Annotated in this window: 34 protein-coding genes; 33 read left to right on the forward strand and 1 reads right to left on the reverse strand. The window is 33.8% G+C overall.

Going from position 1 to position 26,259, the window contains the following annotated elements:
* Window positions 1-8: 8 nt before the first annotated feature.
* The 30 genes from rpsC (at window position 9) to MODO_RS15035 (ending at window position 21,151) form a co-directional block, all read left to right on the forward strand.
* Window positions 9-728 carry a 30S ribosomal protein S3 gene (gene rpsC, locus MODO_RS14895; protein WP_006259490.1) on the forward strand — a complete coding sequence of 240 codons (720 nt, stop codon included), beginning with the start codon at window positions 9-11 and terminating at the stop codon, window positions 726-728.
* An 18-nt stretch (window positions 729-746) separates the two neighbouring features.
* On the forward strand, window positions 747-1,166 hold the full coding sequence (gene rplP / locus MODO_RS14900) for a 50S ribosomal protein L16 (RefSeq protein ID WP_006259489.1): 420 nt from the start codon (window positions 747-749) through the stop codon (window positions 1,164-1,166).
* 13 nt (window positions 1,167-1,179) lie between these two features.
* On the forward strand, window positions 1,180-1,371 hold the full coding sequence (gene rpmC / locus MODO_RS14905) for a 50S ribosomal protein L29 (protein ID WP_006259488.1): 192 nt from the start codon (window positions 1,180-1,182) through the stop codon (window positions 1,369-1,371).
* 17 nt (window positions 1,372-1,388) lie between these two features.
* Window positions 1,389-1,646: a 30S ribosomal protein S17 gene (gene rpsQ / locus MODO_RS14910; protein WP_006259487.1), complete on the forward strand. Its 258-nt coding sequence runs from the start codon at window positions 1,389-1,391 to the stop codon at window positions 1,644-1,646.
* 2 nt (window positions 1,647-1,648) lie between these two features.
* Window positions 1,649-2,017, forward strand: coding sequence for a 50S ribosomal protein L14 (gene rplN, locus MODO_RS14915; RefSeq protein WP_006259486.1), 369 nt, complete (start codon window positions 1,649-1,651; stop codon window positions 2,015-2,017).
* Between the two features lie 12 nt (window positions 2,018-2,029).
* Entirely contained in the window at window positions 2,030-2,347 is a 318-nt protein-coding gene (rplX, locus tag MODO_RS14920) for a 50S ribosomal protein L24 (protein ID WP_006259485.1), read from the forward strand.
* Between the two features lie 2 nt (window positions 2,348-2,349).
* Entirely contained in the window at window positions 2,350-2,901 is a 552-nt protein-coding gene (rplE, locus tag MODO_RS14925) for a 50S ribosomal protein L5 (RefSeq protein WP_006259484.1), read from the forward strand.
* 2 nt (window positions 2,902-2,903) lie between these two features.
* Window positions 2,904-3,173: a 30S ribosomal protein S14 gene (gene rpsN / locus MODO_RS14930; RefSeq protein ID WP_006259483.1), complete on the forward strand. Its 270-nt coding sequence runs from the start codon at window positions 2,904-2,906 to the stop codon at window positions 3,171-3,173.
* A 21-nt stretch (window positions 3,174-3,194) separates the two neighbouring features.
* Entirely contained in the window at window positions 3,195-3,593 is a 399-nt protein-coding gene (gene rpsH, locus MODO_RS14935; protein ID WP_006259482.1) for a 30S ribosomal protein S8, read from the forward strand.
* 17 nt (window positions 3,594-3,610) lie between these two features.
* Window positions 3,611-4,153 (forward strand): 50S ribosomal protein L6, encoded by a 543-nt coding sequence (gene rplF, locus MODO_RS14940; protein ID WP_006259481.1) that lies wholly within the window; start codon window positions 3,611-3,613, stop codon window positions 4,151-4,153.
* A gap of 11 nt (window positions 4,154-4,164) precedes the next feature.
* Window positions 4,165-4,515, forward strand: coding sequence for a 50S ribosomal protein L18 (gene rplR / locus MODO_RS14945; protein WP_006259480.1), 351 nt, complete (start codon window positions 4,165-4,167; stop codon window positions 4,513-4,515).
* A gap of 6 nt (window positions 4,516-4,521) precedes the next feature.
* Complete coding sequence (gene rpsE, locus MODO_RS14950) at window positions 4,522-5,046, forward strand: 30S ribosomal protein S5 (protein WP_006259479.1); 525 nt, start codon at window positions 4,522-4,524, stop codon at window positions 5,044-5,046.
* 12 nt (window positions 5,047-5,058) lie between these two features.
* A complete protein-coding gene (gene rpmD, locus MODO_RS14955; RefSeq protein ID WP_006259478.1) occupies window positions 5,059-5,241 on the forward strand; it encodes a 50S ribosomal protein L30 in 183 nt (60 codons plus the stop codon).
* 11 nt (window positions 5,242-5,252) lie between these two features.
* Window positions 5,253-5,705, forward strand: a complete 453-nt coding sequence (gene rplO, locus MODO_RS14960; protein WP_006259477.1) for a 50S ribosomal protein L15 — start codon at window positions 5,253-5,255, stop codon at window positions 5,703-5,705.
* 16 nt (window positions 5,706-5,721) lie between these two features.
* A complete protein-coding gene (gene secY / locus MODO_RS14965) occupies window positions 5,722-7,068 on the forward strand; it encodes a preprotein translocase subunit SecY (RefSeq protein WP_006259476.1) in 1,347 nt (448 codons plus the stop codon).
* A 5-nt stretch (window positions 7,069-7,073) separates the two neighbouring features.
* Window positions 7,074-7,289: a translation initiation factor IF-1 gene (gene infA / locus MODO_RS14970; protein ID WP_002987492.1), complete on the forward strand. Its 216-nt coding sequence runs from the start codon at window positions 7,074-7,076 to the stop codon at window positions 7,287-7,289.
* Window positions 7,290-7,302: 13 nt separating this feature from the next.
* Window positions 7,303-7,419 (forward strand): type B 50S ribosomal protein L36, encoded by a 117-nt coding sequence (gene ykgO / locus MODO_RS19095; RefSeq protein ID WP_002987490.1) that lies wholly within the window; start codon window positions 7,303-7,305, stop codon window positions 7,417-7,419.
* 2 nt (window positions 7,420-7,421) lie between these two features.
* Window positions 7,422-7,796, forward strand: a complete 375-nt coding sequence (rpsM, locus tag MODO_RS14975) for a 30S ribosomal protein S13 (RefSeq protein WP_006259474.1) — start codon at window positions 7,422-7,424, stop codon at window positions 7,794-7,796.
* A gap of 11 nt (window positions 7,797-7,807) precedes the next feature.
* The gene (gene rpsK, locus MODO_RS14980) at window positions 7,808-8,191 is read left to right on the forward strand and encodes a 30S ribosomal protein S11 (protein WP_006259473.1); all 384 of its coding nucleotides are present in this window, start codon (window positions 7,808-7,810) and stop codon (window positions 8,189-8,191) included.
* A gap of 89 nt (window positions 8,192-8,280) precedes the next feature.
* On the forward strand, window positions 8,281-8,886 hold the full coding sequence (gene rpsD / locus MODO_RS14985; RefSeq protein WP_006259472.1) for a 30S ribosomal protein S4: 606 nt from the start codon (window positions 8,281-8,283) through the stop codon (window positions 8,884-8,886).
* Between the two features lie 25 nt (window positions 8,887-8,911).
* Complete coding sequence (locus MODO_RS14990; protein ID WP_006259471.1) at window positions 8,912-9,904, forward strand: DNA-directed RNA polymerase subunit alpha; 993 nt, start codon at window positions 8,912-8,914, stop codon at window positions 9,902-9,904.
* 32 nt (window positions 9,905-9,936) lie between these two features.
* On the forward strand, window positions 9,937-10,413 hold the full coding sequence (gene rplQ / locus MODO_RS14995; protein ID WP_006259470.1) for a 50S ribosomal protein L17: 477 nt from the start codon (window positions 9,937-9,939) through the stop codon (window positions 10,411-10,413).
* Window positions 10,414-10,518: 105 nt separating this feature from the next.
* Window positions 10,519-11,643, forward strand: coding sequence for a glutamine-hydrolyzing carbamoyl-phosphate synthase small subunit (gene carA, locus MODO_RS15000; protein ID WP_006259469.1), 1,125 nt, complete (start codon window positions 10,519-10,521; stop codon window positions 11,641-11,643).
* A 96-nt stretch (window positions 11,644-11,739) separates the two neighbouring features.
* Window positions 11,740-13,032 carry a phosphopyruvate hydratase gene (eno, locus tag MODO_RS15005; protein ID WP_006259468.1) on the forward strand — a complete coding sequence of 431 codons (1,293 nt, stop codon included), beginning with the start codon at window positions 11,740-11,742 and terminating at the stop codon, window positions 13,030-13,032.
* 339 nt (window positions 13,033-13,371) lie between these two features.
* Window positions 13,372-14,658, forward strand: a complete 1,287-nt coding sequence (locus MODO_RS15010) for a citrate synthase (protein ID WP_006259467.1) — start codon at window positions 13,372-13,374, stop codon at window positions 14,656-14,658.
* A 108-nt stretch (window positions 14,659-14,766) separates the two neighbouring features.
* A complete protein-coding gene (locus MODO_RS15015) occupies window positions 14,767-15,681 on the forward strand; it encodes a dimethylarginine dimethylaminohydrolase family protein (RefSeq protein WP_006259466.1) in 915 nt (304 codons plus the stop codon).
* Between the two features lie 10 nt (window positions 15,682-15,691).
* Window positions 15,692-16,630 (forward strand): citrulline utilization hydrolase CtlX, encoded by a 939-nt coding sequence (gene ctlX / locus MODO_RS15020; protein WP_006259465.1) that lies wholly within the window; start codon window positions 15,692-15,694, stop codon window positions 16,628-16,630.
* Between the two features lie 144 nt (window positions 16,631-16,774).
* Entirely contained in the window at window positions 16,775-18,898 is a 2,124-nt protein-coding gene (locus MODO_RS15025) for a TonB-dependent receptor plug domain-containing protein (RefSeq protein ID WP_006259464.1), read from the forward strand.
* On the forward strand, window positions 18,898-20,340 hold the full coding sequence (locus MODO_RS15030) for an HmuY family protein (RefSeq protein WP_006259463.1): 1,443 nt from the start codon (window positions 18,898-18,900) through the stop codon (window positions 20,338-20,340). The genes MODO_RS15025 and MODO_RS15030 overlap by 1 nt, the downstream gene beginning before the upstream one ends.
* A 175-nt stretch (window positions 20,341-20,515) precedes the next feature.
* Window positions 20,516-21,151: a hypothetical protein gene (locus MODO_RS15035; protein WP_235811666.1), complete on the forward strand. Its 636-nt coding sequence runs from the start codon at window positions 20,516-20,518 to the stop codon at window positions 21,149-21,151.
* 236 nt (window positions 21,152-21,387) lie between these two features.
* Here the strand turns inward: MODO_RS15035 and MODO_RS15040 are convergent, their stop codons facing one another.
* Window positions 21,388-22,356, reverse strand: a complete 969-nt coding sequence (locus tag MODO_RS15040) for an AraC family transcriptional regulator (protein ID WP_006259461.1) — start codon at window positions 22,354-22,356, stop codon at window positions 21,388-21,390.
* A gap of 130 nt (window positions 22,357-22,486) precedes the next feature.
* Between MODO_RS15040 and MODO_RS15045 the strand changes: the two genes are divergently transcribed.
* The 3 genes from MODO_RS15045 to xpt all read left to right on the forward strand — a co-directional run bounded on the left by MODO_RS15045 (window position 22,487) and on the right by xpt (window position 25,274).
* A complete protein-coding gene (locus tag MODO_RS15045; protein ID WP_006259460.1) occupies window positions 22,487-23,149 on the forward strand; it encodes a class I SAM-dependent methyltransferase in 663 nt (220 codons plus the stop codon).
* A gap of 70 nt (window positions 23,150-23,219) precedes the next feature.
* Window positions 23,220-24,554, forward strand: a complete 1,335-nt coding sequence (locus tag MODO_RS15050) for an MATE family efflux transporter (protein WP_006259459.1) — start codon at window positions 23,220-23,222, stop codon at window positions 24,552-24,554.
* 153 nt (window positions 24,555-24,707) lie between these two features.
* Window positions 24,708-25,274: a xanthine phosphoribosyltransferase gene (gene xpt, locus MODO_RS15055; protein WP_006259458.1), complete on the forward strand. Its 567-nt coding sequence runs from the start codon at window positions 24,708-24,710 to the stop codon at window positions 25,272-25,274.
* Window positions 25,275-26,259: the final 985 nt, after the last annotated feature.

Raw genomic sequence — 26,259 nt, forward strand, 5'->3', positions numbered from 1 at the left:
TAAGCAGTATGGGACAAAAGACTAATCCAATCGGGAATCGCCTTGGTATTATCAGAGGATGGGACTCAAACTGGTATGGTGGAAATGACTACGGTGACAAAATCGCTGAAGATCACAAGATCAGAAAGTATATCCATGCTCGTTTATCAAAAGCTAGTGTATCTAAAGTAATCATCGAGAGAACTTTAAAACTTGTAACCGTTACTATCACTACTGCTAGACCTGGTATCATTATCGGAAAAGGTGGACAAGAGGTAGACAAGTTAAAAGAGGAATTGAAAAAGATTACTGATAAGGAAGTTCAAATCAATATCTTTGAAATCAAACGTCCTGAATTAGACGGATACTTAGTGGCTGCTAGTATCGCTCGTCAAATCGAAAGCAGAATTTCTTACCGTAGAGCTATCCGTATGGCAATGGCTGCAGCGATGAGAATGAACGCTGAAGGAATCAAAGTTATGATTTCTGGTCGTTTAAACGGTGCTGAAATGGCTCGTTCTGAGACTTTCAAAGAAGGAAGAATTCCGTTGTCAACTTTCAGAGCAGACATCGATTATGCACTTGCTGAAGCTCACACTACTTATGGTAGAATGGGAATTAAAGTGTGGATCATGAAAGGTGAGGTTTACGGTAAGAGAGATCTTTCTCCGTTAGCTGGAATGGATAAAAAACAATCTAAATCAGCAGGATCTCCAAAAGGTAAATCTAACCCACGCAAAAGAAAGTAATTTTTAAACTGAAGAAAAATGTTACAGCCTAAAAGAACAAAATACCGTAAGGTACAGAAAGGTAAAATGAAAGGGATTTCTCAAAGAGGGCATGAACTTTCAAATGGTATGTTTGGAATCAAATCTATGGACTCTGCATTTATCACTTCACGTCAAATCGAGGCAGCGCGTATCGCTGCTACTCGTTTCATGAAACGTGAAGGGCAGTTATGGATTAAAATTTTCCCAGACAAACCTATTACTAAAAAGCCTCTAGAGGTACGTATGGGTAAAGGAAAAGGTGCAGTAGAATACTGGGTTGCTGTGGTAAAACCAGGAAAAATTATGTTCGAAGTTGGTGGAGTGCCAATTTCAGTAGCAAAAGAAGCGTTACGCTTAGCTGCTCAAAAACTTCCTGTAAAAACTAAATTTGTAATTGCTAGAGATTTCGAAGCATAATAAAATTTTTATCATGAAACAATCAGAAATAGTAAATCTATCTGTAGCTGAATTACAAGAGCAACTGGTACAGTTGACTAGCACATATAATAACTTAAGATCTGCTCACGCAATCTCTCCAATCGAGAATCCATTACAGTTGAGAAACGTAAGAAGAAGTATTGCAAGAGTGAATACAGAGTTAAGTAAAAGAGAGTTACAATAATTGTATTCTGCCGAAAGATGGAAAATAGAAAATTAAGAAAAGAGAGAATAGGTGTTGTTACTAGCAATAAAATGGAGAAATCTATTGTTGTGTCTGAAGTAAAGAGAGTAAAACACCCATTATATGGTAAGTTCGTGTTGAAAACGAAAAAATACGTTGCACACGACGAAACAAATGATTGCAACATTGGTGATACAGTAAAGATCATGGAGACACGTCCATTATCTAAATCAAAATGTTGGAGATTAGTTGAAATCATTGAAAGAGCGAAATAATTATGGTACAACAAGAATCTAGACTTAAAGTAGCAGATAATACGGGTGCAAAAGAAGTTTTGACTATCCGTGTTTTAGGAGGAACGAAACGTCGTTATGCCTCTGTAGGTGATAAAATTGTAGTTTCAATTAAAGAAGCAACTCCAAACGGAAGCGTGAAAAAAGGTAGCGTTTCAACTGCAGTTGTAGTTCGTACTAAAAAAGAAGTGAGAAGAGCTGACGGATCTTACATCAGATTTGACGATAACGCATGTGTATTGTTAAATGCTGCTGGGGAGATGAAAGGAACTCGTGTTTTTGGTCCGGTTGCGAGAGAACTTCGTGAAAAACAATTCATGAAAATTGTATCATTAGCACCAGAGGTGTTATAATTCGTTCTAAACATGATTAAGCTAAAGATAAAAACAGGAGATACTGTACGCGTTATCGCTGGTGACCATAAAGGTACTGAAGGTAAAGTTGTACGTGTATTACGTGAAAAGAACAAAGCTATTGTTGAAGGGGTGAATATCATTTCTAAACACGTGAAGCCAAGTGCTTCTAACCCTCAAGGTGGAATTGTTAAAAAAGAGGCTCCAATCCAAATCTCTAACTTAGCGATCGTAGATCCTAAGACTAACGAAGTTACAAGAGTAGCTATCGTGAAAAACGAGAACGGAAAAAATGTTAGAGTTTCTAAAAAATCAAATCAAGTATTATAGTTATGGCTTATATACCAAGACTTAAAGAAGAATATAAAAGCAGAGTTATCTCTGCTCTTACTGAGGAATTCGGTTATAAAAACGTAATGCAAGTTCCAAAACTTGAGAAAATCGTTGTTAGCCGTGGAGTTGGTGCTGCTGTTTCTGATAAAAAATTAGTTGATTACGCTGTTGAGGAGTTAACTAAAATTACAGGACAAAAAGCAGTAGCTACTATCTCTAAGAAAGACGTTGCTACTTTTAAATTAAGAAAAGGAATGCCAATCGGGGCAAAAGTAACGTTACGTGGAGAGAGAATGTATGAATTTTTAGATCGTTTAGTAACTTCAGCTTTACCACGTGTAAGAGACTTTTCAGGTATTAAATCTGATGGTTTTGACGGAAGAGGAAATTATAACTTAGGTGTTACTGAGCAAATCATTTTCCCTGAAATCAATATCGATAAAGTTAACAAAATCGCTGGTTTTGATATCACTTTCGTAACATCTGCTCAAACAGATAAAGAAGCGAAATCTTTACTTGCTGAATTAGGATTACCTTTTAAAAAGAATTAAGTATGGCTAAAGAATCAATGAAAGCCCGTGAGGTTAAAAGACAAGCATTAGTAGATAAATATGCTGCTAAGAGAACAGCTCTTTTAGAAGCTGGTGACTATGAAGGATTACAAAAGTTACCTAAAAATGCTTCTCCAGTTCGTTTACACAACAGATGTAAGTTAACAGGAAGACCAAGAGGGTATATGCGTCAATTCGGTATTTCTCGTGTTACATTCCGTGAAATGGCAAATAATGGATTGATACCTGGAGTAAAAAAGGCAAGTTGGTAATTAAGATTTAAAGGTAAAAACATGTATACAGATCCAATAGCAGATTTCCTTACAAGAGTTAGAAACGCTGTGAGAGCTAACCACAAAGTGGTTGAAATTCCAGCTTCAAACTTCAAAAAAGAAATCACGAAAATATTATTCGATCAAGGATATATCTTAAGCTATAAATTTGATGATAGTTCAGTTCAAGGGACAATCAAAATAGCTTTGAAATATGATAAAGACACAAAAGAGTCTGTAATTAGAGATATCCAAAGAATTAGTAAACCAGGTTTGCGTAAATACGCTTCTGCAGCAGATCTTCCTAGAATCCTTAACGGATTAGGAATCGCTATCGTTTCAACATCAAAAGGATTGATGACTGGAAAGCAAGCGAAACAATTGAATGTTGGTGGAGAAGTAGTTTGTTACGTATACTAATTTAAAAAGACTAAGAGATGTCAAGAATAGGTAAAAGTCCAATAGCAATACCTGCTGGAGTAACGGTTGACGTTAAAGAAGGAGAGATTGTTGTAAAAGGTAAATTAGGAGAGCTTTCTCAAAAGTTTGATACAGTTAGTATTAAAGTTGAAGAAGACCAAGTAATCGTTGAGCGTTCTTCTGATGATAAGATTGAAAGAGCTAAACACGGATTATACCGTAGTTTAATCAACAATATGGTTAAAGGAGTTTCAGAAGGATTTACTATCAGTTTGGAATTGGTTGGGGTAGGATACCGTGCTGCTAATCAAGGACAAAAGTTAGATTTAGCTTTAGGTTTCTCTCATAATATCGTGATGGATATTGCAAAAGAAGTTACAGTGGAAACTATATCTGAAAAAGGTAAAAATCCAATCGTTAAATTAACTTCATTTGACAAACAATTAGTTGGTCAAGTAGCAGCAAAAATCCGTTCATTCCGTAAACCAGAACCTTACAAAGGAAAAGGTATCAAGTTTGTGGGTGAAGAGTTAAGAAGAAAAGCAGGTAAATCAGCTTAAAAATTAAGACTATGTCATTAACAAAATCTGAAAGAAGACAACGTATTAAATTCAGAATTAGAAAGATCGTTAGCGGTACTGCTGCTAAGCCAAGACTTTCTGTATTCAGAAGTAATAAAGAAATCTATGCGCAAATCATAGATGACGTGAATGGAGTAACTCTAGCTGCAGCATCTTCAAGAGAAGCTGGGATAACAAGAGGAACCAATATTGAAACTGCTGCATCGGTTGGGAAACTAATTGCAGAGAAAGCTTTGAAAGCTGGTGTAGAAACTGTATCTTTCGATAGAGGAGGTTATTTATACCACGGTCGTGTTAAATCATTAGCTGAAGGCGCTAGAGAAGCTGGATTAAAATTCTAATTAGTTATGTATCAAAATTATAAAAACGTAGAATTTGTAAAACCAACTGGTCTTGATCTTAAAGATCGTTTGGTTAGTGTAAACCGTGTTACTAAAGTTACTAAAGGGGGAAGAGCTTTTGGATTCTCTGCTGTAGTAGTAGTAGGTGACGAAAACGGTGTAGTGGGTCATGGTTTGGGTAAATCAAAAGACGTTTCTGAAGCAATCGCTAAAGCAGTAGAGGATGCAAAGAAAAACTTAGTTAGAGTTCCTTTAAATGGTCATACTATTCCTCACGAACAAAAAGGAAAATTCAGTGGAGCAAGAGTATTATTGATGCCTGCATCTTTGGGTACTGGAGTAATCGCTGGAGGTTCTGTGAGATCGGTTGTAGAATCTGTTGGGATTAAAGATTTATTATCTAAATCTCAAGGATCTTCAAATCCTCACAACGTGGTGAAGGCTACTTTTGACGCTTTATTACGTTTAAGAAGTGCTTCTACAGTTGCAAAACAAAGAGGAATTTCTTTAGAAAAAGTATTTAAAGGTTAATTTGAGAGAGTTATGTCAAAAATTAAAGTAAAACAAGTAAGAAGCCAAATTAATTGTCCTCTTGTACAAAAGAGAACATTAGAGGCTTTAGGACTTCGTAAGATTGGTCAAGTGGTGGAGCATGATGCTACATCTGCAATCTTAGGAATGGTAAGTAAAGTTCAACACTTAGTTTCTGTAGAGGAGGCTAAATAATATTGTAGAGTATGAATTTAAGTAATTTACAACCAGCAAAAGGTTCAGTACACAACCAAAACAAACGTGTTGGTCGTGGTGAAGGGTCTGGTAAAGGAGGAACTTCTACAAAAGGACACAAAGGTGCTAAATCACGTTCAGGATATTCAAGAAAAATCGGATTTGAAGGAGGACAAATGCCACTTCAAAGACGTGTTCCTAAATTTGGTTTTAAAAACATCAATAGAGTAGAATATGATGTTATCAACTTAGAAAGATTACAATCTTTAGTTGATAGCGGAGTAGTAAAAGACACTGTTGATTTTGCTCTTTTAGTTGAGTTAGGATTAACTTCTAAAAATAGTTTAGTTAAGGTTTTAGGGCGTGGAGAGATAAAAGCAAAATTAAAAGTTTCTGCACACAAGTTTTCAGCATCTGCTAAAGAGGCAATCGAGGCAGCTGGTGGAGAAATTGTAACGTTATAAAATCTTAATAAACAAGATGAAGAAGTTTTTTGAAACATTAGCCAGTATTTGGAAAATTGAAGAGTTAAAGAACAAAATCTTGATAACTTTAGGGTTATTGCTTGTGTACCGTTTTGGTACACAAGTTACCCTTCCAGGTATTGACGCAACGAAATTGCAAGCTTTAACTGATCAAACTGATCAAGGTATCGGTTGGTTAATAAATGTTTTTACAGGTGGTGCATTTGCGCAAGCATCTGTATTTGCATTAGGTATTATGCCTTATATTTCTGCTTCCATAGTAGTTCAGTTGATGGGAATCGCGGTTCCTTATCTACAAAAGCTACAAAATGATGGAGAAAGCGGTAGAAAGAAGATGAACCAAATAACAAGATGGTTGACAATCGGTATTACTTTATTACAAGGACCTAGTTACATCTATAACTTGTATGTGCAATTACCACCGGATGCATTTTTGTTAGGTTTCAATTCTTTCTCATTCTTGTTTTCTTCAGTAATTATACTAGTGACCGGAACTGTTTTTGCAATGTGGTTAGGTGAAAAAATTACTGATAAAGGTATTGGAAATGGAATTTCATTATTAATTATGGTTGGTATTATTGCAAGACTTCCAATGTCTTTCATCCAAGAATTCCAATCAAGAATTACAGAAAATAATGGAGGACCTATGTTGGTGGTTATAGAAGTAATTTTATGGTTGTTAATCATCGTTGCTTGTATCTATTTAACTCTTGCTGTGAGACGTATACCGGTTCAGTATGCAAGAAGAAGTGCTTCAGGAACTTATGATCAATCTATGTTAGGCGGTAACCGTCAGTGGATTCCATTAAAGTTAAATGCATCAGGAGTTATGCCAATCATCTTCGCTCAGGCGATCATGTTTGTGCCAGCTGCAGTAGCAGGTTTGTCAACTTCGGATACTGCTAAATCAATCAGTACAACATTTCATAATGTGTTTGGTTGGGAGTATAATGCACTTTTTGCTTTATTAATCATAATTTTTACGTACTTTTACACCGCAATTACAGTACCTACTAATAAGATGGCTGATGATCTAAAGAGAAGTGGCGGTTTTATACCAGGTGTTAAACCAGGTAGTGAGACAGGTGATTTCTTAGATAGAATCATGTCTTTAATAACATTCCCAGGTTCTCTTTACTTAGCACTAATCGCAGTTTTCCCTGCAATCGTGGTAAGTTTATTAGGAGTTCAACAAGGTTGGGCAATGTTTTATGGAGGAACATCGTTATTGATTATGGTAAGTGTTGTAATCGATACAATTCAACAAGTCAATGCTTATTTACTGAACAAACAGTATGATAGCATGATGACAAGTGGTAAAAATAGAAGAGCAACAGCTTAGTTTTTATGGCAAAACAATCAGCAATAGAACAAGACGGAGCAATTATTGAAGCATTATCAAATGCTATGTTCCGTGTGGAATTAGAAAATGGACACGTAGTAATCGCCCATATCTCAGGTAAGATGCGTATGCATTATATCAAATTATTACCTGGTGACAGAGTAAAATTAGAGATGAGCCCTTACGATTTGACCAAAGCAAGAATTACTTATAGATATTAAAGAGGCTATTAAAATGAAAGTAAGAGCATCAGTTAAAAAAAGAAGTGCCGAGTGCATTATAGTACGTAGAAAAGGTAGACTTTACGTTATTAATAAAAAGAATCCTAGATTTAAACAAAGACAAGGATAATTATGGCAAGAATCGCAGGGGTAGATATACCTAAACACAAAAGAGGAATCATTGCTTTAACTTATATTTTTGGAATTGGTTCAAGTAGAGCTAAAGAAATTCTAGAAAGAGCTAAAGTTGACGAAAATAAAAAAGTTCAAGATTGGAATGACGATGAGATCGGAGCTATCCGTGAAGCTGTAGGTCAATTCACAATTGAAGGAGAATTACGTTCAGAGATTTCATTAAACATCAAACGTTTAATGGATATCGGATGCTACAGAGGTATCCGTCATAGAGCTGGTCTTCCATTAAGAGGACAAAGAACTAAGAACAACTCTAGAACAAGAAAAGGTAAAAGAAAAACTGTTGCTAACAAGAAAAAAGCAACTAAATAATAAGTAGTAATATGGCTAAAGCGAATACAAAAAAACGTAAAGTACTTGTTGAGTCAACAGGTGAAGCTCATATTAATGCGACGTTTAACAATATCATCATTTCATTAACTAACAAAAAAGGTGAAGTGATTTCTTGGTCATCAGCAGGTAAAATGGGATTCAGAGGTTCTAAAAAGAACACTCCTTACGCTGCTCAAATGGCTGCAGAAGATTGCGGTAAAGTTGCACTTGAGGCAGGATTGAAAAAAGTAAAAGTTTATGTAAAAGGACCTGGAAACGGAAGAGAATCTGCAATCAGATCTTTACATAACGGTGGAATCGAAGTAACAGAGATTATCGATATTACTCCAATGCCACACAATGGATGTCGTCCTCCAAAGAGAAGAAGAGTTTAATTTTATAGTATAACCAAAGGTAGGAATAGATTATCGGAGGAAAGTGACCTGAATTCATAATCCCTACCTTTTTTCAATTTTATTAAGAAATGGCAAGATATACTGGTCCACAAACAAAAATCGCACGTAGGTTCGGTGAAGCAATTTTCGGAGATGACAAGTCTTTAGAAAAAAGAAATTACCCTCCAGGACAACATGGTTTAGCAAGAAAAAGAGGTAAGAAATCAGAATATGCTATCCAGTTATTGGAAAAACAAAAAGCTAAATATACTTACGGTATTTTAGAAAAACAATTCAGAAACTTATACAAAAAAGCTGCTGCAGCTCGTGGAGTTACTGGTGAGGTATTAATTCAATTATGTGAGTCAAGATTAGACAACGTAGTATTCAGAATGGGAATTGCTCCATCTCGTAGAGCTGCACGTCAAATCGTTTCTCATAGACATATTACTGTAAATGGGGAATTAGTAAATATTCCTTCATACCAATTGAAACCTGGTGATAAAGTTGCTGTTCGTGAAAAATCAAGATCTCTAGAGACTATCGAACGTTCATTATCTAATTCTAGCGCTGTTTACGAGTGGATTACTTGGAATCCTGAAACGTTAGAAGGAACATTTGTTTCTGTACCTCAAAGACTTCAAGTTCCTGAAAACATCAAAGAACAGTTAATCGTAGAGTTGTACAACAAATAATAATTGACATTCAGTCGAAACAAATATGGCAATATTTAATTTTCAAAAGCCCGATAAAGTTATCATGATTGATTCGACCGATTTTAAAGGCAAATTCGAATTTAGACCTTTAGAACCGGGATATGGATTGACAATAGGTAATGCATTAAGAAGAGTTCTTCTTTCTTCTCTTGAAGGATATGCAATTACTTCAGTTCGTATTGAAGGAGTAGATCATGAGTTTTCTACTATCGCTGGTGTAGTTGAGGATGTTACTGAAATCATTCTTAACCTAAAACAAGTTCGTTTTAAACGTCAAATTGAAGATGTTGATAATGAAACTGTTAGTATCTCTTTCTCTGGTAAAGAACAGTTGACTGCAGGTGATTTCCAGAAATTCATTTCTAGTTTCCAGATTCTGAATCCAGAATTAGTTATCTGTAATATGGATAGTAATGTAACTATTAATATGGATCTTACTATTGAGAAGGGAAGAGGTTACGTACCAGCTGAAGAGAATAGAAAACCTAATGCTCCTATTGGTACTATCTTTACTGACTCAATTTATACTCCAGTTAAGAACGTTAAGTATGCTATCGAAAACTATCGTGTTGAGCAAAAAACTGACTATGAGAAGTTAGTTTTTGATATCATTACCGATGGTTCTATTCATCCAAAAGATGCGTTAACTGAAGCTGCAAAAACATTAATACACCACTTTATGTTATTCTCAGATGAGAGAATTACTTTAGAGGCAGATGAGATTGCACAAACTGAATCGTATGATGAGGAATCTCTTCATATGAGACAGCTTCTAAAAACTAAACTAGTTGATTTAGATCTTTCAGTTAGAGCATTGAATTGTTTGAAAGCGGCTGAAGTAGATACATTAGGAGACTTAGTATCATTTAACAAAAACGACTTGATGAAATTTAGAAACTTCGGTAAGAAGTCTTTATCTGAATTAGAAGAGTTAGTAGCTGTTAAGGGACTTAATTTCGGGATGGATCTATCAAAATACAAATTAGATAAAGAATAAACTAGACTGCAAAGTCTAAATTCTAGTAAGAAATGAGACACGGAAAGAAAATAAATCACTTAGGTAGAAAAGCAGGACATAGAAACTCTATGCTTGCTAATATGGCTTGTTCTTTAATCGAGCACAAGCGTATCAATACTACTGTAGCTAAAGCTAAAGCTTTAAAGCAGTTTATTGAGCCATTAGTAACTAAAGCTAAAACTGACGATACTCATAACCGTCGTGTTGTTTTCTCTTATTTGAGAGACAAAGACGCAGTTACTGAACTATTTAGAGAAGTAGCTCAAAAAGTAGGAGATCGTCCAGGTGGATATACTCGTATTATTAAGTTAGGTAATCGTTTAGGAGATAACGCTGATATGGCTATGATTGAATTCGTTGACTTCAACGAATTATACAACGTTGCTAAGAAAGAAGCTAAAAAATCATCTACTCGTAGAGGTAAAAAGAAAGCTGCTGAAGCTCCTGCGACTGAGGCAACTTCTAATGAAGCTGAAACTAATGAATAGTATCAACAAAATTTATTTTTGTTATTTATAATATTAAGGACATTCTTTATAAGGATGTCCTTTTTTTTTTATTTTTGCTAAAAATTAATACAACACAACAATACAATGGAATATTCAGAAAGAAAGAAGGCGGTTTTAGTTTTAAAAGATGGAACTGTTTTTTTTGGTAAGTCGGTTGGTGTAGAAGGTACAGCATTCGGAGAGATTTGTTTTAACACTGGAATGACAGGTTATCAAGAAATCTTTACAGATCCTTCTTACTTCGGTCAAATCATGTTATCAACAACTGCTCATATTGGTAACTATGGGGTTAATGTTGACGAAGTTGATTCTGATGGAATTAAGATTTCTGGTTTAGTTTGTAAAAACTTTAGTTATTATCATTCACGTCCAAATTCAGAATCGGATTTATTGACTTATTTGGAAAAGGCTAATCTTATAGCTATTTCTGATGTTGATACACGTGCTCTTACCGCTCATATTAGAGACAACGGTGCTATGAATGCTATCATCTCAACAGATGGTAAATCAATTGAGGAGTTAAAAGTGATGTTAGAGAACGTTCCTTCAATGGAAGGTTTAGAGTTGTCTTCTAAAGTATCTACTAAAGAAGCTTACTACTTTGGTAATCCTGATGCGTCTCATAAAATTGCGGCAGTTGATTTTGGTATTAAAACAAATATTTTGCGTTGTTTCGAAGAGAGAGATTGTTATGTAAAGGTGTTTCCTTACAATGTTTCTTATGATGAATTAGTAGCATTTGGTGCTGATGGATATTTCCTATCTAACGGACCTGGTGATCCACAAGCTTTAGCAAAATTAGGAGTTCTTGACACGGTTAATAAAGTTATAGATTCAGGGCTTCCTGTTTTCGGTATTTGTTTAGGCCATCAATTAATCGGCTTGTCTCAAGGTGTGAGTACTTTTAAGATGTTTAGCGGACACCGCGGAGTGAACCATCCTGTTATGAATTTAGGTTCTACTCAAGGTGAAATCACATCACAGAATCATGGTTTTGCAATTAATAAGGAGGAGCTAAGTAAGCATGATAATCTTGAGCTAACTCATGTGCATTTAAACGATGGTACTGTTGCTGGTATGAAGATGAAAAATAAGAATGTTTTCTCTGTACAATATCATCCTGAATCAAGTCCTGGACCACATGATTCAAGATATTTATTTGATGAGTTTGTCGAGAATATAAAAAATAATAAAGGAGCTACAGTGTAGTTCCTTTCGTTATATATAAACTTTATTTCTTATCTGTATTAAGTAAGTTCAATTAAAGTTGTAAATTTGTTTATACTAAATTTTAAGACACAATTTATGAGTACAATTATTAGTGTGCATGCACGTCAAATATTAGATTCTAGAGGGAATCCTACAGTAGAAGTAGATGTTATTACTGAAAGTGGTATGTTAGGTCGTGCTGCTGTTCCATCTGGAGCTTCTACGGGTGAGCACGAAGCAGTAGAGTTACGCGATGGTGGTAAAGCTTTCTTAGGTAAAGGAGTATTAAAAGCTGTTGATAACGTTAACAATGTAATTGCTGAGCACATCGTAGGTGTTAGTGTTTTCGAACAGAATACTATTGACCAATTGATGATTGAATTAGATGGTACTAGTAATAAAGGAAATTTAGGAGCGAATGCTATTTTAGGTGTTTCTTTAGCAGTAGCTAAAGCAGCAGCAAATGAGTTAAGAATGCCATTATATCGTTATGTAGGTGGTGTTTCTGCAAACACGCTACCAGTTCCAATGATGAATATTATTAATGGTGGGTCTCACTCTGATGCTCCTATTGCATTTCAAGAGTTTATGATCATGCCTGTAAAAGCAATTACTTTTACACATGCTATGCAAATGGGGACTGAGATATTCCATCATTTGAAGAACGTTTTACACGAGAGAGGATTAAGTACAGCAGTAGGTGACGAAGGAGGTTTTGCTCCTACATTAAAAGGTACTGAAGATGCTCTTGATTCTATTAAATTAGCAGTTGAGAATGCAGGCTATAGATTTGGAGATGAGATTATGATCGCTTTGGATTGTGCGGCTTCTGAGTTCTATGTAGATGGTAAATATGATTATACTAAATTCGAAGGTGAATTAGGTAAAGTTCGTACTTCTCAAGAGCAAGCTGATTACTTAGCTGAGTTAGTTGAGAAGTATCCAATAGTATCTATTGAAGATGGTATGTATGAAGATGATTGGGATGGTTGGAAGTATTTAACGGATAAGATTGGTGATAAAGTTCAGTTAGTAGGTGATGATTTATTCGTTACTAATGTAGCTAGACTTGAGCGTGGTGTTAATGAAGGTATTGGTAACTCTATTTTGATTAAAGTAAATCAGATAGGAACACTTACTGAGACTATAGCTGCTGTTAACATGGCTAAGAATGCTGGATTTACTTCTGTTATGTCTCACCGTTCAGGTGAAACAGAAGATAGTACTATTGCTGATTTAGCTGTTGCTCTTAATTGTGGACAAATTAAAACTGGTTCTGCGTCTAGATCTGATCGTATGGCTAAGTATAATCAATTATTAAGAATAGAGGAAGAATTAGGTGATATCGCTTATTATCCTCAGGGGAATGCTTTTAAAGTAAAAAGATAATCCTTTATAAATAAAAAGCGGTAGATATGATATCATATCTACCGCTTTTTTATTTTATAGTACATGGGCACGGTTATGCTGGTATTTTGTAAAAATAAATTATTGTGAATAATGTTTTTTTTTAACTAATCCAATGTGTTTATGATTATTTAGTATGCCTTATTTTTTCATTCGTTTTGTTAGTCTCTAAAATGAGGTTTTTTGTTCATTTTTAATGATTACTTTACGAATATGACTTGTATGTATGCATAATAATTCCTATCTTTCCTACTGAAAAATTACTAGAATATGTTTGCTAGTAGTGAGTAAAACTTATAGAAAAAATAAAATAATAACAATATGTCTAAAACAGCTTATATAGAGGTTGACGGTAAAAGACATGAGTTTCCTGTATTAGTTGGTACTGAGAATGAAGTAGCAATTGATGTATTGAAATTACGTGCTTTAACTGGAGCTATTACTTATGACCCAGGTTATAAAAATTCTGGTGCATGCAAGAGTGCAATTACATTCTTAGATGGAGAAGAAGGAATCTTGAGATACAGAGGGTATTCTATTGAAGAATTAGCAGAATATTCTAACTTCTTAGAAGTTTCTTATTTGATTATCTTCGGTGAATTACCAACTCAAGAACAAATAGAAAAATTCGAGAATGATATTAGAAAGTATTCATTAGTTAATGAAGAAATGAAGAATATCATTGATGGGTTTCCTAAGACGGCACACCCAATGGGAGTGTTAGCTTCTTTGACTAGTGCTTTAACTGCATTTAATCCTAAAGTAGTGGATGCTGATTGTTCTAAGTCATTATATGAGGCTGTATGTAAGACAATGAGTAAATTCTTAGTAATAGCAACTTGGACCTATAGAAAAGCTAAAGGATATCCTTTAAACTATTATGATAACACTAAGAGCTATGTGGATAACTTCTTAAGATTGATGTTTGCTTTGCCAACAGAACCTTATGAAATCGATCCAATTATAAAAAATGCAATTGATAAATTATTTATCTTACATGCTGATCATGAACAAAACTGTTCTACATCTACAGTACGTATGGTAGGTTCTTCTCATGCAGGATTATTTGCATCTGTATCTGCTGGTGTTTCTGCTTTATGGGGTCCATTACACGGGGGAGCTAATCAAGCTGTATTAGAAATGCTTGAAGCAATTCAGAATGATGGAGGTGATGTTGAGAAATATTTAAACAAAGCTAAAGATAAAGACGATTCTTTCCGTTTAATGGGATTCGGACACAGAGTTTATAAAAACTTTGACCCAAGAGCTAGAATCATCAAAAAAGCAGCTGATGAAGTATTAGGAAAATTAGGTGTTGATGACCCTGTTTTAGATATTGCTAAAAAATTAGAAGAAGCAGCGCTTAAAGATCCTTATTTCGTAGAAAGACACTTATATCCTAATGTTGACTTCTACTCAGGAATTATTTATAGAGCTTTAGGTATCCCTACTGAAATGTTCACAGTTATGTTTGCTATTGGACGTTTACCAGGATGGATCGCTCAGTGGAAAGAAATGAGAATTAATAAAGAGCCAATTGGAAGACCTAGACAGTTATATGTTGGTGAAGCATTAAGAACATTTGTTCCTATGAAAGATAGAAAATAATATTTATTTTATATTTGTTGAGGAGGCACCCTAATTAAGGGTGCCTTTTTTATTTTGTAAAGAATTAAGTAGAGAGTATTTTGTTATATTTGTGGAAAATCAATATTTATGCTTAAGTTAAACGTTAAGAATGAAACCTCGAGATTGCGGGCTGTGGTCCTAGGTACAGCTAATAGTATCGGACCCACACCTACAGTAGAAGAAGCTTACGACCCTAAGTCGTTAGAGCATATTAAAGCAGGTACTTATCCTGTAGAATCTGACATGATTCAAGAAATGGATGCTTTTAATAAAGTATTCGAAAAATATGATGTAAAGGTGTATAGACCTGAAATCATTGAAGACTACAATCAAATTTTTACTCGTGATATTGGATTTGTGATTGAAGATAAATTCATTAAAGCGAATATCCTACCAGATAGAGATCGTGAATTACATGCAATACAGTATGTGTTAGATCAAATTAATCCTGCATCTATAATCTCTGCTCCAGAAGAAGTACACTTTGAAGGAGGAGATGTAATGCCATGGAATGATTATATTTTTATAGGAAGCTATAAGCGTCCAGATTATAAAGAATATATTACAGCAAGAACAAATCAACTAGGTGTTGATTTTATTAAAGAATTATTCCCTAATAAAACAGTTTTATCATTTGACTTGGTGAAGTCTAGAACAGAACCTCGTGATAATGCATTGCATTTAGATTGTTGTTTTCAACCAATCGGAAATGATAAAGGAATAATCTATAAAGGTGGTTTTTATGATGAGAAAGAATACTATCAATTAGTTGAAATTTTCGGTAAAGACAACTTATTCCACATTGAAAGAGAAGAAATGTATCATATGTTTTCGAATGTATTTTCTATTAGCCCAGAAGTTATTGTGTCTGAACGTAATTTCACAAGACTGAATAATTGGTTAAGAGATAATAATTTCGTTGTAGAAGAGATTCCTTATGCAGAAATTGCAAAACAAGAGGGGTTATTAAGATGTTCTACATTACCTTTGATACGTGATTAAAATATATGTTATGAATCAAACTACTAATACAATATTAATGATTCGCCCTGTGGCGTTTCGTATGAACGAACAAACTGCAGTAAATAACTATTATCAAAAAGTACTTGATAATACAACTCCTGCTACAGTTAATGCAAAAGCTCAACAAGAGTTTGATGCTTTCGTAGAAAAATTAAGAGCTGTTGGAGTTAATGTTATTGTAGTAGAAGATACTGTAGATCCTGATACACCAGATAGTATTTTCCCGAATAACTGGATTTCTTTTCACGAAAGTGGAGAAGTAGTTCTTTACCCAATGTTTGCTGAGAATAGAAGGCTGGAGAGAAGAGAAGATATATTTGATATCTTGGAGAAAGAGGGCTTTGTAATTGATGATGATATATGGGATTATACGTCGGCGGAAGAAGATGATTTATTCTTAGAAGGAACAGGAAGTTTATTGTTAGATAGAGCTAATGAAAAGACGTATTGTGCATTGTCACCACGTGCTGATGAAGGTTTAGTTATTGAGTTTTGTGAAGATTTTGAGACAGACCCGGTAATTTTTGAAGCGTTTCAAACAGTAGATGGAGAAAGAAAACATATCTATCACACTAATGTTATGATGTGTTTAGCCGAAACATTTGCTGTAATTTGCGCAGATTGTATTGATGATAAACAAGAGAGAAAAACAGTCTTAAATAGTTTAAAGAGCACAGGAAAAGAAGTTATTACTATTACGGAAGAACAAGTTAATAATTTTGCTGGTAATATGTTACAAGTAAAAGGAGCAAACGATCAACGTTATTTAGTAATGTCAACGCAAGCTTATAATAGTTTAGACGCTAATCAAATAAAAGCAATAGAAAAGCATTGTCCAATCTTACATAGTAGCTTAGATACTATAGAAGCTTGTGGTGGTGGAAGTGCTCGTTGTATGATGGCAGAAGTGTTCTTACCTAAGAATTAGATAGATATTTATTTTGATATACTGAAAACGAAGCAATAGCTTCGTTTTTTTATTTACAAAATAATTATTTAAATTCATTTTAAATAAGATATTTTTCTATCTTTGCAATCAAGAAATCATCTAAATAAAAAACAAAAAGAATAAATGAAGCGTAATACCATATTTGTACTGAGTGCTTTTTGTGCAATTCCAGCATTTACTTTTGCTCAAGTACAAGATACTATAACGCCACCCAATGCTAATCTTGGAGAAATTGTTATCTCTGGACAGTATAGTCCACAATCTATAAATAAGGCTGTTAATAATGTGACAGTTCTGAATAGGCAACGTTTAGAAAATTTAGGGGCAGTAACATTAGCTGACGCATTAAATCAAGTGATGAATATATCTATACTACCAAATGCTGGTACAGGTAGATCTACTGTGAAGATGTTTGGTTTAGACGCCCAGTATTTTACGATACTAGTGGATAATGTACCTATGATTTCTGATGAAGGCTTTGGTAATAATACAGACCTTACTCAGATTAACTTAGATGATATTGAACAAGTAGAAATTGTAGAAGGAGCCATGGGGGTTGACTATGGAGCCAATGCAGTAACAGGAATTATAAATATCATTACTAAGAAAAATAATATTCATGATTGGAACGTAAATTTCTTTACACAAGAAGAGACTGTTGGTGATGAATATAATTTGCAGAATAAAGGAAAGCATATTCAGGGGCTAACGATAGGACATAATATAAATGATAATTTATATGCAAGTGTTAGTTATACTCATAATGATTTTAAAGGATGGTTTAATGATAGAAAAGGGTTTACTTATTATGGAGATGAGGATAAAAGGGGGCACGAATGGTTACCAAAGAATCAAAATAATGTAAAGGCTCTTCTGAATTACCACCATAAGTCTTATCGTGTATTCTATAAGTTCGAATACTTTGATGAGAGAATGAAGGATTATAGTAAGACCTTCGAGGTAAACGAGGATCCTGTGTTTGAAACGATTGATCCTATTGCTAAAGATCGTATTACGAATACAAAGAGATGGTCTAACGTTCTAAATACTTCTGGTAAATTTCAAGATCTTTTCCGTTTTGATTTGTCTTTTACTTATCAGAAACAAGAGAGGGAGATAGATTTTTATAGATATAGAATTAAGTATGACGAGAAATTTGATAAAAACTCATATAAAAGTGAAAGTAGAGAAGTGTTCTTTTCGAGGGGAACTTTTAGTGATTTTATTAAATGGGAGAGAGCTAGATTCCAAGTAGGATATGAAGTAGCGAATAGTAAAGGGTATTCATTAATGAGCGAATCATTAGGAGAATCTCCTCAAAGCAGATCTTTAGGAAGTTATGATTTTTATGCTTCATCAGAGATTGACGTTATGCCTAATTTCATGATTCGTCCTGGATACCGTTTAATGACTTCAAATACTTTTGACAGTCAGCATGCTATGAGTTTAATGCTTAAATATGTATTGCCAAATAATTATGAGATTCGTGCTACTGTAGGCACATCACCTCGTTTGCCTAATTATGAAGAGTTATATACGTATTTTGTAGACGTTAATCATGATTTACAAGGTAATCCAAATTTAAATCCTGAGAAAGGGAAGACGTTCTTTTTGAATATTAAAAAGGCAGTAGAATTTAGTGAAGATATTGAATTTAGTAGTAGTTTGACTGGACGTTTTTTGAATGTACAAGATAAGATTGATGTAATTCAGATTATTGATCCATCAGGACTTAAGTATAAATATCATAATGTTAATCGTTATAGAAATATAGGAGTAACTTTCTTGAATCAATTGCGTTGGAAAACATTAGATGTAGGTCTTGGTTTTACTTATTCAGGGGCTGCTCAGCAAATATATGGTGCTCCTAGTGATACAGATAAATTCTTATATACTCCTGAAGTGACAGCTAATGTTAGTTATAAGTTGCCATCTACAGGGACTATGTTCTCGTTATATTATAAATTTAATGGGGAAGAGTATCGTTATAAGATGGAGTCAGATCTTTTTGGTGAATACTATATGAAAGGAAAGCAAGAAAGCTATTCTTGGATGGATTTTAGTGTCCGCCAGCCTTTCTTTAAGAATATGTTGTTTGCAACAGTTGGGGTAAGAAATATATTTGATGTTAAAGATTTAACATCAACAACAAGTTCTGGAACAGCGCATAGCTCTTCTTCTCCTTCACAACCACTGGGATATGGAAGAAGCTTCTTTGTAAAATTACAATATAAATTAGGTTTTTAATGATGATGAGACGTTTATTACATATTAGCATATTTATTGTATCTCTTTTTATGATGATATCATGTGAAAAGGATTCTAAGAATGGTAATAGTGACACAAGGGATTTTATTGTAGCTTATGAAGAACAATCTATCAGTTATGGAGAAATCGTAGAAAAGAAAGAATTAAATGTGATTTTTTCTGAACCGGCTGCCGAAGCGGGTAGTATTGAGATGAGAGTTTCTGAAGTAAATGCAAGATATGATGTAGATTATAATACTATTCCAAGTGCTAAAGCGGGTATATTAACTATTCCTTTCGCTAAAGGCGATCGAAAAGTGAATTTTGTATTTAATAACCTAATATATCCTTATGATCGTTCTGATAAGACAGTCCAGTTTGATATAGTGAAGGTTAATTATTCAATAAAAGAACCTAAGATTCAAGGATATAATGTGATGGTGGTTAGTTTTGATACAGCTATTGGAGGTCTTTTAATGCCTGCTATTGGTGGACCGAGCCAACCTAAACAAGTATACGTAGATTTAGGAGGAAAGGCAATGTATCTTGTACAACGTGATTCTTGGGACTTAGCCTTTTATGCAGATAAAGAGTTTAGAGTTAAATTGAACGGATCTATTTATATGGCTACAAGTGCTTTATCAAGTACAGATATTGATAAAGTGAGAGAAAGTGATGTAACGAGTCTAAAAACTCAGGTACAGATAGGTACATTTGATCCAGCTAATGTTGCTTATATAGATGCTCCTACTGGTGAATTATCAGCAACAGCAATTAAGGAGGTAAAACTTAACCCTGATGAAAATAAAGTTTATTTAGTAAACTTAGGTTTTAAACCTGGTGCTTCTAGTGTTGCTGCAGGTTCTGTAAATGTAACTGGTGATACAAGAGGATGGAAGAAGATTAGAATACTAAGAAAAGATCAAGGTTATCTACTGCAGTATGCAGATTTAAATGATAGTACACATAAGGAAGTGTTTATAGAGAAGAATTCATCTTATAACTTTGTTTTCTTTAGTTTCGATACTAATAAGATTGTTAATGTTGAACCAAGTAAACAAAAATGGGATTTAAACTTTACTGTATTTACAAATACAGTTGATCAAAACGGAGATCCTAAAGGTTCTTATGGTTATTCAGATTTTATTGTAAACAATAGATATGCGGGTGTTACTGCTTATAAAGTTACAATACCTGAAAAGGATAAAACAATGTATAAGAATTTCTCTTTAGCTGATGTAGATAAAAGCGCACTATCTTTAGATTTACGTACTATAGGTGGTACATGGAGGGACGTAGCGAATGATAAAAAATTATTTACTAATATCTTTTACGTAATTAAAGATTCAAAAGGCAACTACTATAAGATGCGTGTATTGAGCTTTATGAATGAAAAAGGTGAACGTGGATACCCAAGATTTGAATATAGCCTATTAAGGTAATTAATAATATTACATAACTATTTGTTGTCGCAGGTTATGTATGTGATTCAATGTAATCATACAGTACTTCAAGTATTTGTTGTTTATTGAGTTGTTAGTTTATTTTTGTTAGAAAACCCCAAGATTGTCGCTCTTGGGGTTTTTTTATTACTTTTAAGTTTTTAATCTGTCTATGATGCCTATAGTTACACATTCTAATAAGATTCTACATCCTTTATTTTTAGTATGCCTAGCTTTGCTTCTGTGTAATGATTTTTGGTTGAAAGAAGAGTTTTCTAATGTGATAACGGGCAAACTATCAGATTTTACAGGACTATTTATCTTCCCATTTTTTTGGTCTGCCTTTTTTCCAAAATATACTAGAGGTATTCATATAAGTACAGTGTTATTGTTTATATGGTTTAAAAGTCCTTTATCTACCCCTGTGTTATCATGGCTTAATGGTTTTGGATTATCTATCGGACGGGTGGTTGATTATACTGACTATATGGCTTTAGTCAGTGTGGTGTTGTCCTATTATGTATTTAATAATATTACTATCCATAGATCATATCGCAGTGCCAAAGTAGGAGTGATTTATCTTTCTATTTTTTCTTTTATGGCAACTTCTCAGATTCCTAAAGTATCTACTTTTTATCCTATTCAGGACCAAGAGTATTATTTTAAAGGAACGAAGAGAGAACTGATTCAAAAATTAAATGAAGTTCAAGTAGAAAAAGTGCAGGAGTGGAATAATAAACTTACTCCTGTTCAAAGACCTATTGTAATTGACTCGGTTAATGATTTGATACATTATGAACTAAATGATTAATATGTACTAGGTAGATTATTAGATGTCGAAGAGGGACAGAAAGATAGCGTTTACTATGAATCTGATCTGGTTAAGTTTGTCATCACACAAGAGAACACTAGAGCTAAAATTACTCTTCTTGAGATTATGGTTAGAGTTCAAGGGATAGGAGATGTTGATATCACTAAACTACCATATCCTAAAAAGGAAGTCAGAGCTTTCAAAAGAAATTTGATAAGCCCCTTAAAGAAGAAATTCTAAGCTTCTCTGTATTTAGCTGGTGTAGTTTGATACATACGTTTAAAGGCAGAAGTGAAGTGTTGTACATGCTCATATCCACAGTAGTGAGCTATTTCTTTGATAGGTATAGTTGTGTTGCGCAACAATTTATGAGCGTATTCCATTCTTAATTGATACACATATCCGAATATTGTAGTATTGTAGACCTCTTTGAAGCCTTTCTTTAGTTTATAATCATTTAATCCCACTTCTAGTGCAAGTTCTGATAAACTAAGAGGGGCTTGATAGTTTTGTTCTATGTGTTCTTTAGCTTCTGCCAGTTTTTGTTTATCAGATAGAGATATTTTTGTCAAATCCTTATTGGAATTTAAACGTATATATTGCTCGAATTGTAATAGGAGTAATTCTTTACTCTTTACATCTAAGTATAATTGTTTCATGACACCAGTTCTATTTGTGTTATAAATTTCGGTAAGAACTGCTTTTATTTCTACGTTTACTAAAGCATTGTTTTGGAATAACTGGTTGTTTGTTTTATTGATAGGAGGGATCAGACCTTCATATTGATTAATTAAGGAGTCCACATGGTCTTGAGGGAATAGTACCTCCATATATTCATTGCTGTTTTCATTTTGTTTAAAAGTACCTTGTAGTTCTTTTTGTAAATATAGGTTGTGTTGATTTTTATTAAACTTTACATTGTTGTAAGTCGAATTAAAGGCTGATCTACCATTTATACAAAAGTGCATTTCATAAAATGGTTCATCTGTATACATCTCTATAGAGATATCCTTTTTTATATTCATCATCCCGAAGATTAGAATAGAATTCTGATTATAGTACTCTGTTACTTTATTTTCTACTATATCATTGTGGATGCGTATGGTCTTACATTTATCTAGATTAGCTGTTTCTGAGCATAAAGTTTGATATCTTTTCTCTAGTAAGATCTCTTTTGTATTGATGTCCTTAATGATCATTTCCATAATAATCCGTTTTGCGTAAAGTTTATTCCTTTTTAGGTAACAACTATTTTAGTTACATGAAGGAAATTTGCACAAATATAATTATTAAGATTAATTCTAAATAACTATATTTGGTCAAAATTTATAGTATATGGAGCCAATGGATAATATTGAATTAGCAAAGCAGCTTAAATGTCCTAGTGGAGATGATGGAGTTAGGGTTGGAAATAGGATGTATGCATCCAATAGCAATATGATTTATAAAACTATTGACCGCTTAAACATTAAAGCAGGGATGCATATTCTAGAATTAGGGTTTGGTAATGGTCGCCATTTGCCATATTTGTTTTCTAAAGAAAAAAGCTTGAGTTATGAAGGTATTGAGTTATCTGATGTCATGTTAAGTGAAGCAGCCGAATTCAATAAAGAGCTAATAAAAGAAAGTAAAGTCAAATTGTCTTTAGGGAATGATACAGGAAGAATGGATTTTGAAGACAAATCTTTTGACGGTTTCTTTTCGATCAACACTATTTATTTTTGGGAAGAGCCAAATAAGTATTTTCAAGATATATATCGTATTTTACGTTCAGAAGGACAATTAACTTTATCGTATATTCAGAAGGACTTTGCTCTAAAACAAGCTTTTGCTACAGAAGAAGTCTTCCATTTTCATAAGACAGAGTGGCTTATTCGTTTATTGACTAATATTGGTTTCTATAATATAGAACAATGGCAGTATATGGAGAATACAACTAATAAGTTGGGACAAGCTGTTGTACGTCCATTTGTTATTCTAAAAGCGACTAAGTTGTAAAGAAAGAAATCTTCTTATCCTTGTTTCTAATGTTTATCTGTGAGAATTATTAAATCATTCACTTATAAATATGGATAAACAGAAACAATTGATTTTAAAAGGCAATTTGCCTAATGTGATGTGGCAGATGTCTTGGCCAGCTATTATAGCGATGGTCTTATTTGGGCTAAATAACTTTTTAGACGGTGTCTTTGTTGGGCACCTGATTAATGATACAGCATTGGCAGCTGTTGGGATAGCTTTTCCTTTAGCACAGATTGGACAAGCTATCGGTAGCCTTATAGGCACGGGTGCAGGTGCCGCTATTAGTATTTGGATAGGAGCAGATGATCAGAGTAATTTGGCTAGATGTTTAGGTTCAGTTAATTTTCTTAGCATTTTATTCTCCGTGGCTTTTATGCTTCCCGCCTATATTTTTGCCGATGAACTAATCTATTTGATGGGAGGCAGAGGGGAGATAGCTATTTTAGCTTCCCAGTATTATAAGGTTATTCTATTAGGTACTTTCTTTTGGGTACATGGTTTAGCGTTGAATATGATGATTCGCGCAGAAGGAAAGATGAAGACTGCAGCTATAATGATAGCGATAGGGTTAATAATCGATATAGTACTTAAGCCTATTTTTATCTCTACATTAGGAGGTGGGGTAGTTGGTGCTGCTTGGGCTACTAATGTATCGATGATTGTTTATACTATTCTAGGTATAGGGTATTATCATTTTTCTAAATCTTCTTTTAAGACTAATGTTTGGTCATTTTTTAATGATAAGCAGATTACTAGATTTATTATTAAGCTAGGAATGCCTGCCATGATTATGATGGTGATGGTTGTCATTCAGAATATAGTCATTTTTAATGCCTTGTCTAAGTATGGTACAGATAGTGACATTACCTTCTTTACTGCTGTTAATCGTTTTTATTTATTATTGTGTACACCTATGTTCGGATTGATGCGTGCACTTCAGCCAGTAGCAGGGATGAATTATGGTGTCCAGAATTATGTTCGTACTAAGCGATCGTATGTGTTATTTACTTGGACTGGAGTAGGGCTATTATTACCCTTCTGGTGTTTAGTAATGTTTTTCCCTCAGGATGTCTTATCCTTAATGATACCAAACCAATTATTTTCAATAGATCAATTGATTAATTTTCGTGTCTATATGAGTGTTTTGTTGGTGTTGCCAGCTATATTCATGGGTATGGTTTGGTTTCCATCTGTAGAGAATGCGAGGCCAGCTAGTTTGGTTGCGCTTTTTAGACAGCTAGTGTTGTATGTTCCTATTATGTTAGTTGTGCCCCGTATTTTTGGGATTAATGGTATTTATTGGGCAAGTGCTTTGATTGATTGGGCTATTTTTATTGTAGTGATTTTTGTGTTAAGACGTAGTTTTAAGAGGATGGTATAAATTAATAGAAGAATAGAGGCTGTTTTTTCTTGCTTGAGTAAAGAATTTAAAGGAACTAGGATAGGGATAAAAGGATTATGCGTAAATTCGCTTGCAATTTTCAAAGGAAGTTTAGTCGTCCTTTTCATTTTATAATTATACAACACAACATATATGGAATTATTAAGAGAGAGAATTTTGCAAGATGGAAGATGTTTTGAAGGAGGAATTTTAAAAGTAGACAGTTTTATCAACCATCAGATGGACCCTGTACTAATGAAATCTATTGGAGTAGAATTCGTAAGAAGATTTGCAGGAACTAATGTGAATAAAATTATGACTATTGAGGCTAGTGGGATTGCTCCAGCTATTATGACAGGATATTTATTAAATCTTCCTGTGGTATTCGCTAAGAAGAAAAAACCTAGCACAATGGAAAATATGTTACATACACAGATACACTCTTTTACTAAAGATAGAACGTATGATGTAGTTATAAGTAATGATTTTCTTCAGCCTACAGACAATGTTTTATTTGTAGATGACTTTTTAGCGTATGGTAATGCTGCTTTAGGAGTACTAGATTTAATAAAACAGTCTGGTGCTAATTTAGTAGGAATGGGATTCATTATAGAAAAAGCATTTCAAGACGGACGTAAGTTAATAGAAGAGCAAGGAGTAAGGGTAGAATCTTTAGCAATAATAGAAGATCTGTCGAACTGCACGATTACGATTAGATAATATTTTAGAATAGTTTTATATTCATATACAGCCCTGGACTATATAGTCTAGGGCTTTTTTATTGTCATCATAAGTTAACCCCCTTCAAGAGCGCGACAAGACTTCTTCAATATTGGTTCAAGAAAGAGGTGCTCAGGTAGAGTAATCTTAGAGAAATGTTGAAGCAGTGTTGAAGAAGTAGGTATAAAGGCTTGTTATTACTGGGATTAGGAAGTGTTTTGGTTTTAGAAAGATAATACTGGTAATATACTTTACTTGTTGATAGACAGTTGTTTGTGAGGGTAAGTGCTCAATGTGAGAATAAAAAAAGTGTGTTAGTTTTTCTTCAAAACAAGGATATAGCTACTTAATAATGAACTTTTCTTCAAAAAACACACACCTATATAAGTAGATCAACTACAAAAAAGTAGATAAAACACCTTTATATAGGATAAAGTAACATTTAGAAATAGACAGAAAGGGCATAAGAAGGCATATTCTCAATTATTACATATATATAATAGAGTACAAGATGAAGCGCTGCTCTTTACGTATATATAGTATAGAGACGCCATAACGCTATAACCTTTAAAAAAAGATAAAAAAACTTTTACTCGTAAAAGGTGGTATAATAATGAGTTATGAAATACTTTTCAAAAACCTTTAAAAAAAGGCAAAGATAAGTTTGGAAGTAAGGGAAAAGATACTACTTTTGCATCCGCATTAGAGAAGTGATAACGACTCTAGAGGCAGACGATCATAAACAAAAAGTGAAGCAAGAACGACTAAAAATAAGCTTTGAAAAATTTATAAAAATAAATTTGGATAAGTAAAAAATAAGGTGGTATCTTTGCAGTCCGCTTCAGTAAAAACGGGAGTTGAGCGAAAAAATAAAGGAAAATATTTTCTAGAAAAGTTTTGCTAATTCGAAATAAGTTTTTATTTTTGCACTCGCTTTGAAAAACAAGTGAGACTTAGAAATAAGAAGACAACGTTCATAAACATA

Origin of the sequence: Myroides odoratimimus (genome assembly GCF_001485415.1) — a bacterium.
Lineage (GTDB): Bacteria > Bacteroidota > Bacteroidia > Flavobacteriales > Flavobacteriaceae > Flavobacterium > Flavobacterium odoratimimum.

Bases quoted from the DNA above. Each gene is read 5' to 3' on its own strand.
- rpsC (WP_006259490.1), top strand. From the start codon at position 9: ATGGGACAAAAGACTAATCCAATCGGGAATCGCCTTGGTATTATCAGA.
- rplP (WP_006259489.1), top strand. From the start codon at position 747: ATGTTACAGCCTAAAAGAACAAAATACCGTAAGGTACAGAAAGGTAAA.
- rpmC (WP_006259488.1), top strand. From the start codon at position 1,180: ATGAAACAATCAGAAATAGTAAATCTATCTGTAGCTGAATTACAAGAG.
- rpsQ (WP_006259487.1), top strand. From the start codon at position 1,389: ATGGAAAATAGAAAATTAAGAAAAGAGAGAATAGGTGTTGTTACTAGC.
- rplN (WP_006259486.1), top strand. From the start codon at position 1,649: ATGGTACAACAAGAATCTAGACTTAAAGTAGCAGATAATACGGGTGCA.
- rplX (WP_006259485.1), top strand. From the start codon at position 2,030: ATGATTAAGCTAAAGATAAAAACAGGAGATACTGTACGCGTTATCGCT.
- rplE (WP_006259484.1), top strand. From the start codon at position 2,350: ATGGCTTATATACCAAGACTTAAAGAAGAATATAAAAGCAGAGTTATC.
- rpsN (WP_006259483.1), top strand. From the start codon at position 2,904: ATGGCTAAAGAATCAATGAAAGCCCGTGAGGTTAAAAGACAAGCATTA.
- rpsH (WP_006259482.1), top strand. From the start codon at position 3,195: ATGTATACAGATCCAATAGCAGATTTCCTTACAAGAGTTAGAAACGCT.
- rplF (WP_006259481.1), top strand. From the start codon at position 3,611: ATGTCAAGAATAGGTAAAAGTCCAATAGCAATACCTGCTGGAGTAACG.
- rplR (WP_006259480.1), top strand. From the start codon at position 4,165: ATGTCATTAACAAAATCTGAAAGAAGACAACGTATTAAATTCAGAATT.
- rpsE (WP_006259479.1), top strand. From the start codon at position 4,522: ATGTATCAAAATTATAAAAACGTAGAATTTGTAAAACCAACTGGTCTT.
- rpmD (WP_006259478.1), top strand. From the start codon at position 5,059: ATGTCAAAAATTAAAGTAAAACAAGTAAGAAGCCAAATTAATTGTCCT.
- rplO (WP_006259477.1), top strand. From the start codon at position 5,253: ATGAATTTAAGTAATTTACAACCAGCAAAAGGTTCAGTACACAACCAA.
- secY (WP_006259476.1), top strand. From the start codon at position 5,722: ATGAAGAAGTTTTTTGAAACATTAGCCAGTATTTGGAAAATTGAAGAG.
- infA (WP_002987492.1), top strand. From the start codon at position 7,074: ATGGCAAAACAATCAGCAATAGAACAAGACGGAGCAATTATTGAAGCA.
- ykgO (WP_002987490.1), top strand. From the start codon at position 7,303: ATGAAAGTAAGAGCATCAGTTAAAAAAAGAAGTGCCGAGTGCATTATA.
- rpsM (WP_006259474.1), top strand. From the start codon at position 7,422: ATGGCAAGAATCGCAGGGGTAGATATACCTAAACACAAAAGAGGAATC.
- rpsK (WP_006259473.1), top strand. From the start codon at position 7,808: ATGGCTAAAGCGAATACAAAAAAACGTAAAGTACTTGTTGAGTCAACA.
- rpsD (WP_006259472.1), top strand. From the start codon at position 8,281: ATGGCAAGATATACTGGTCCACAAACAAAAATCGCACGTAGGTTCGGT.
- MODO_RS14990 (WP_006259471.1), top strand. From the start codon at position 8,912: ATGGCAATATTTAATTTTCAAAAGCCCGATAAAGTTATCATGATTGAT.
- rplQ (WP_006259470.1), top strand. From the start codon at position 9,937: ATGAGACACGGAAAGAAAATAAATCACTTAGGTAGAAAAGCAGGACAT.
- carA (WP_006259469.1), top strand. From the start codon at position 10,519: ATGGAATATTCAGAAAGAAAGAAGGCGGTTTTAGTTTTAAAAGATGGA.
- eno (WP_006259468.1), top strand. From the start codon at position 11,740: ATGAGTACAATTATTAGTGTGCATGCACGTCAAATATTAGATTCTAGA.
- MODO_RS15010 (WP_006259467.1), top strand. From the start codon at position 13,372: ATGTCTAAAACAGCTTATATAGAGGTTGACGGTAAAAGACATGAGTTT.
- MODO_RS15015 (WP_006259466.1), top strand. From the start codon at position 14,767: ATGCTTAAGTTAAACGTTAAGAATGAAACCTCGAGATTGCGGGCTGTG.
- ctlX (WP_006259465.1), top strand. From the start codon at position 15,692: ATGAATCAAACTACTAATACAATATTAATGATTCGCCCTGTGGCGTTT.
- MODO_RS15025 (WP_006259464.1), top strand. From the start codon at position 16,775: ATGAAGCGTAATACCATATTTGTACTGAGTGCTTTTTGTGCAATTCCA.
- MODO_RS15030 (WP_006259463.1), top strand. From the start codon at position 18,898: ATGATGATGAGACGTTTATTACATATTAGCATATTTATTGTATCTCTT.
- MODO_RS15035 (WP_235811666.1), top strand. From the start codon at position 20,516: ATGCCTATAGTTACACATTCTAATAAGATTCTACATCCTTTATTTTTA.
- MODO_RS15040 (WP_006259461.1), bottom strand. From the start codon at position 22,356: ATGGAAATGATCATTAAGGACATCAATACAAAAGAGATCTTACTAGAG.
- MODO_RS15045 (WP_006259460.1), top strand. From the start codon at position 22,487: ATGGAGCCAATGGATAATATTGAATTAGCAAAGCAGCTTAAATGTCCT.
- MODO_RS15050 (WP_006259459.1), top strand. From the start codon at position 23,220: ATGGATAAACAGAAACAATTGATTTTAAAAGGCAATTTGCCTAATGTG.
- xpt (WP_006259458.1), top strand. From the start codon at position 24,708: ATGGAATTATTAAGAGAGAGAATTTTGCAAGATGGAAGATGTTTTGAA.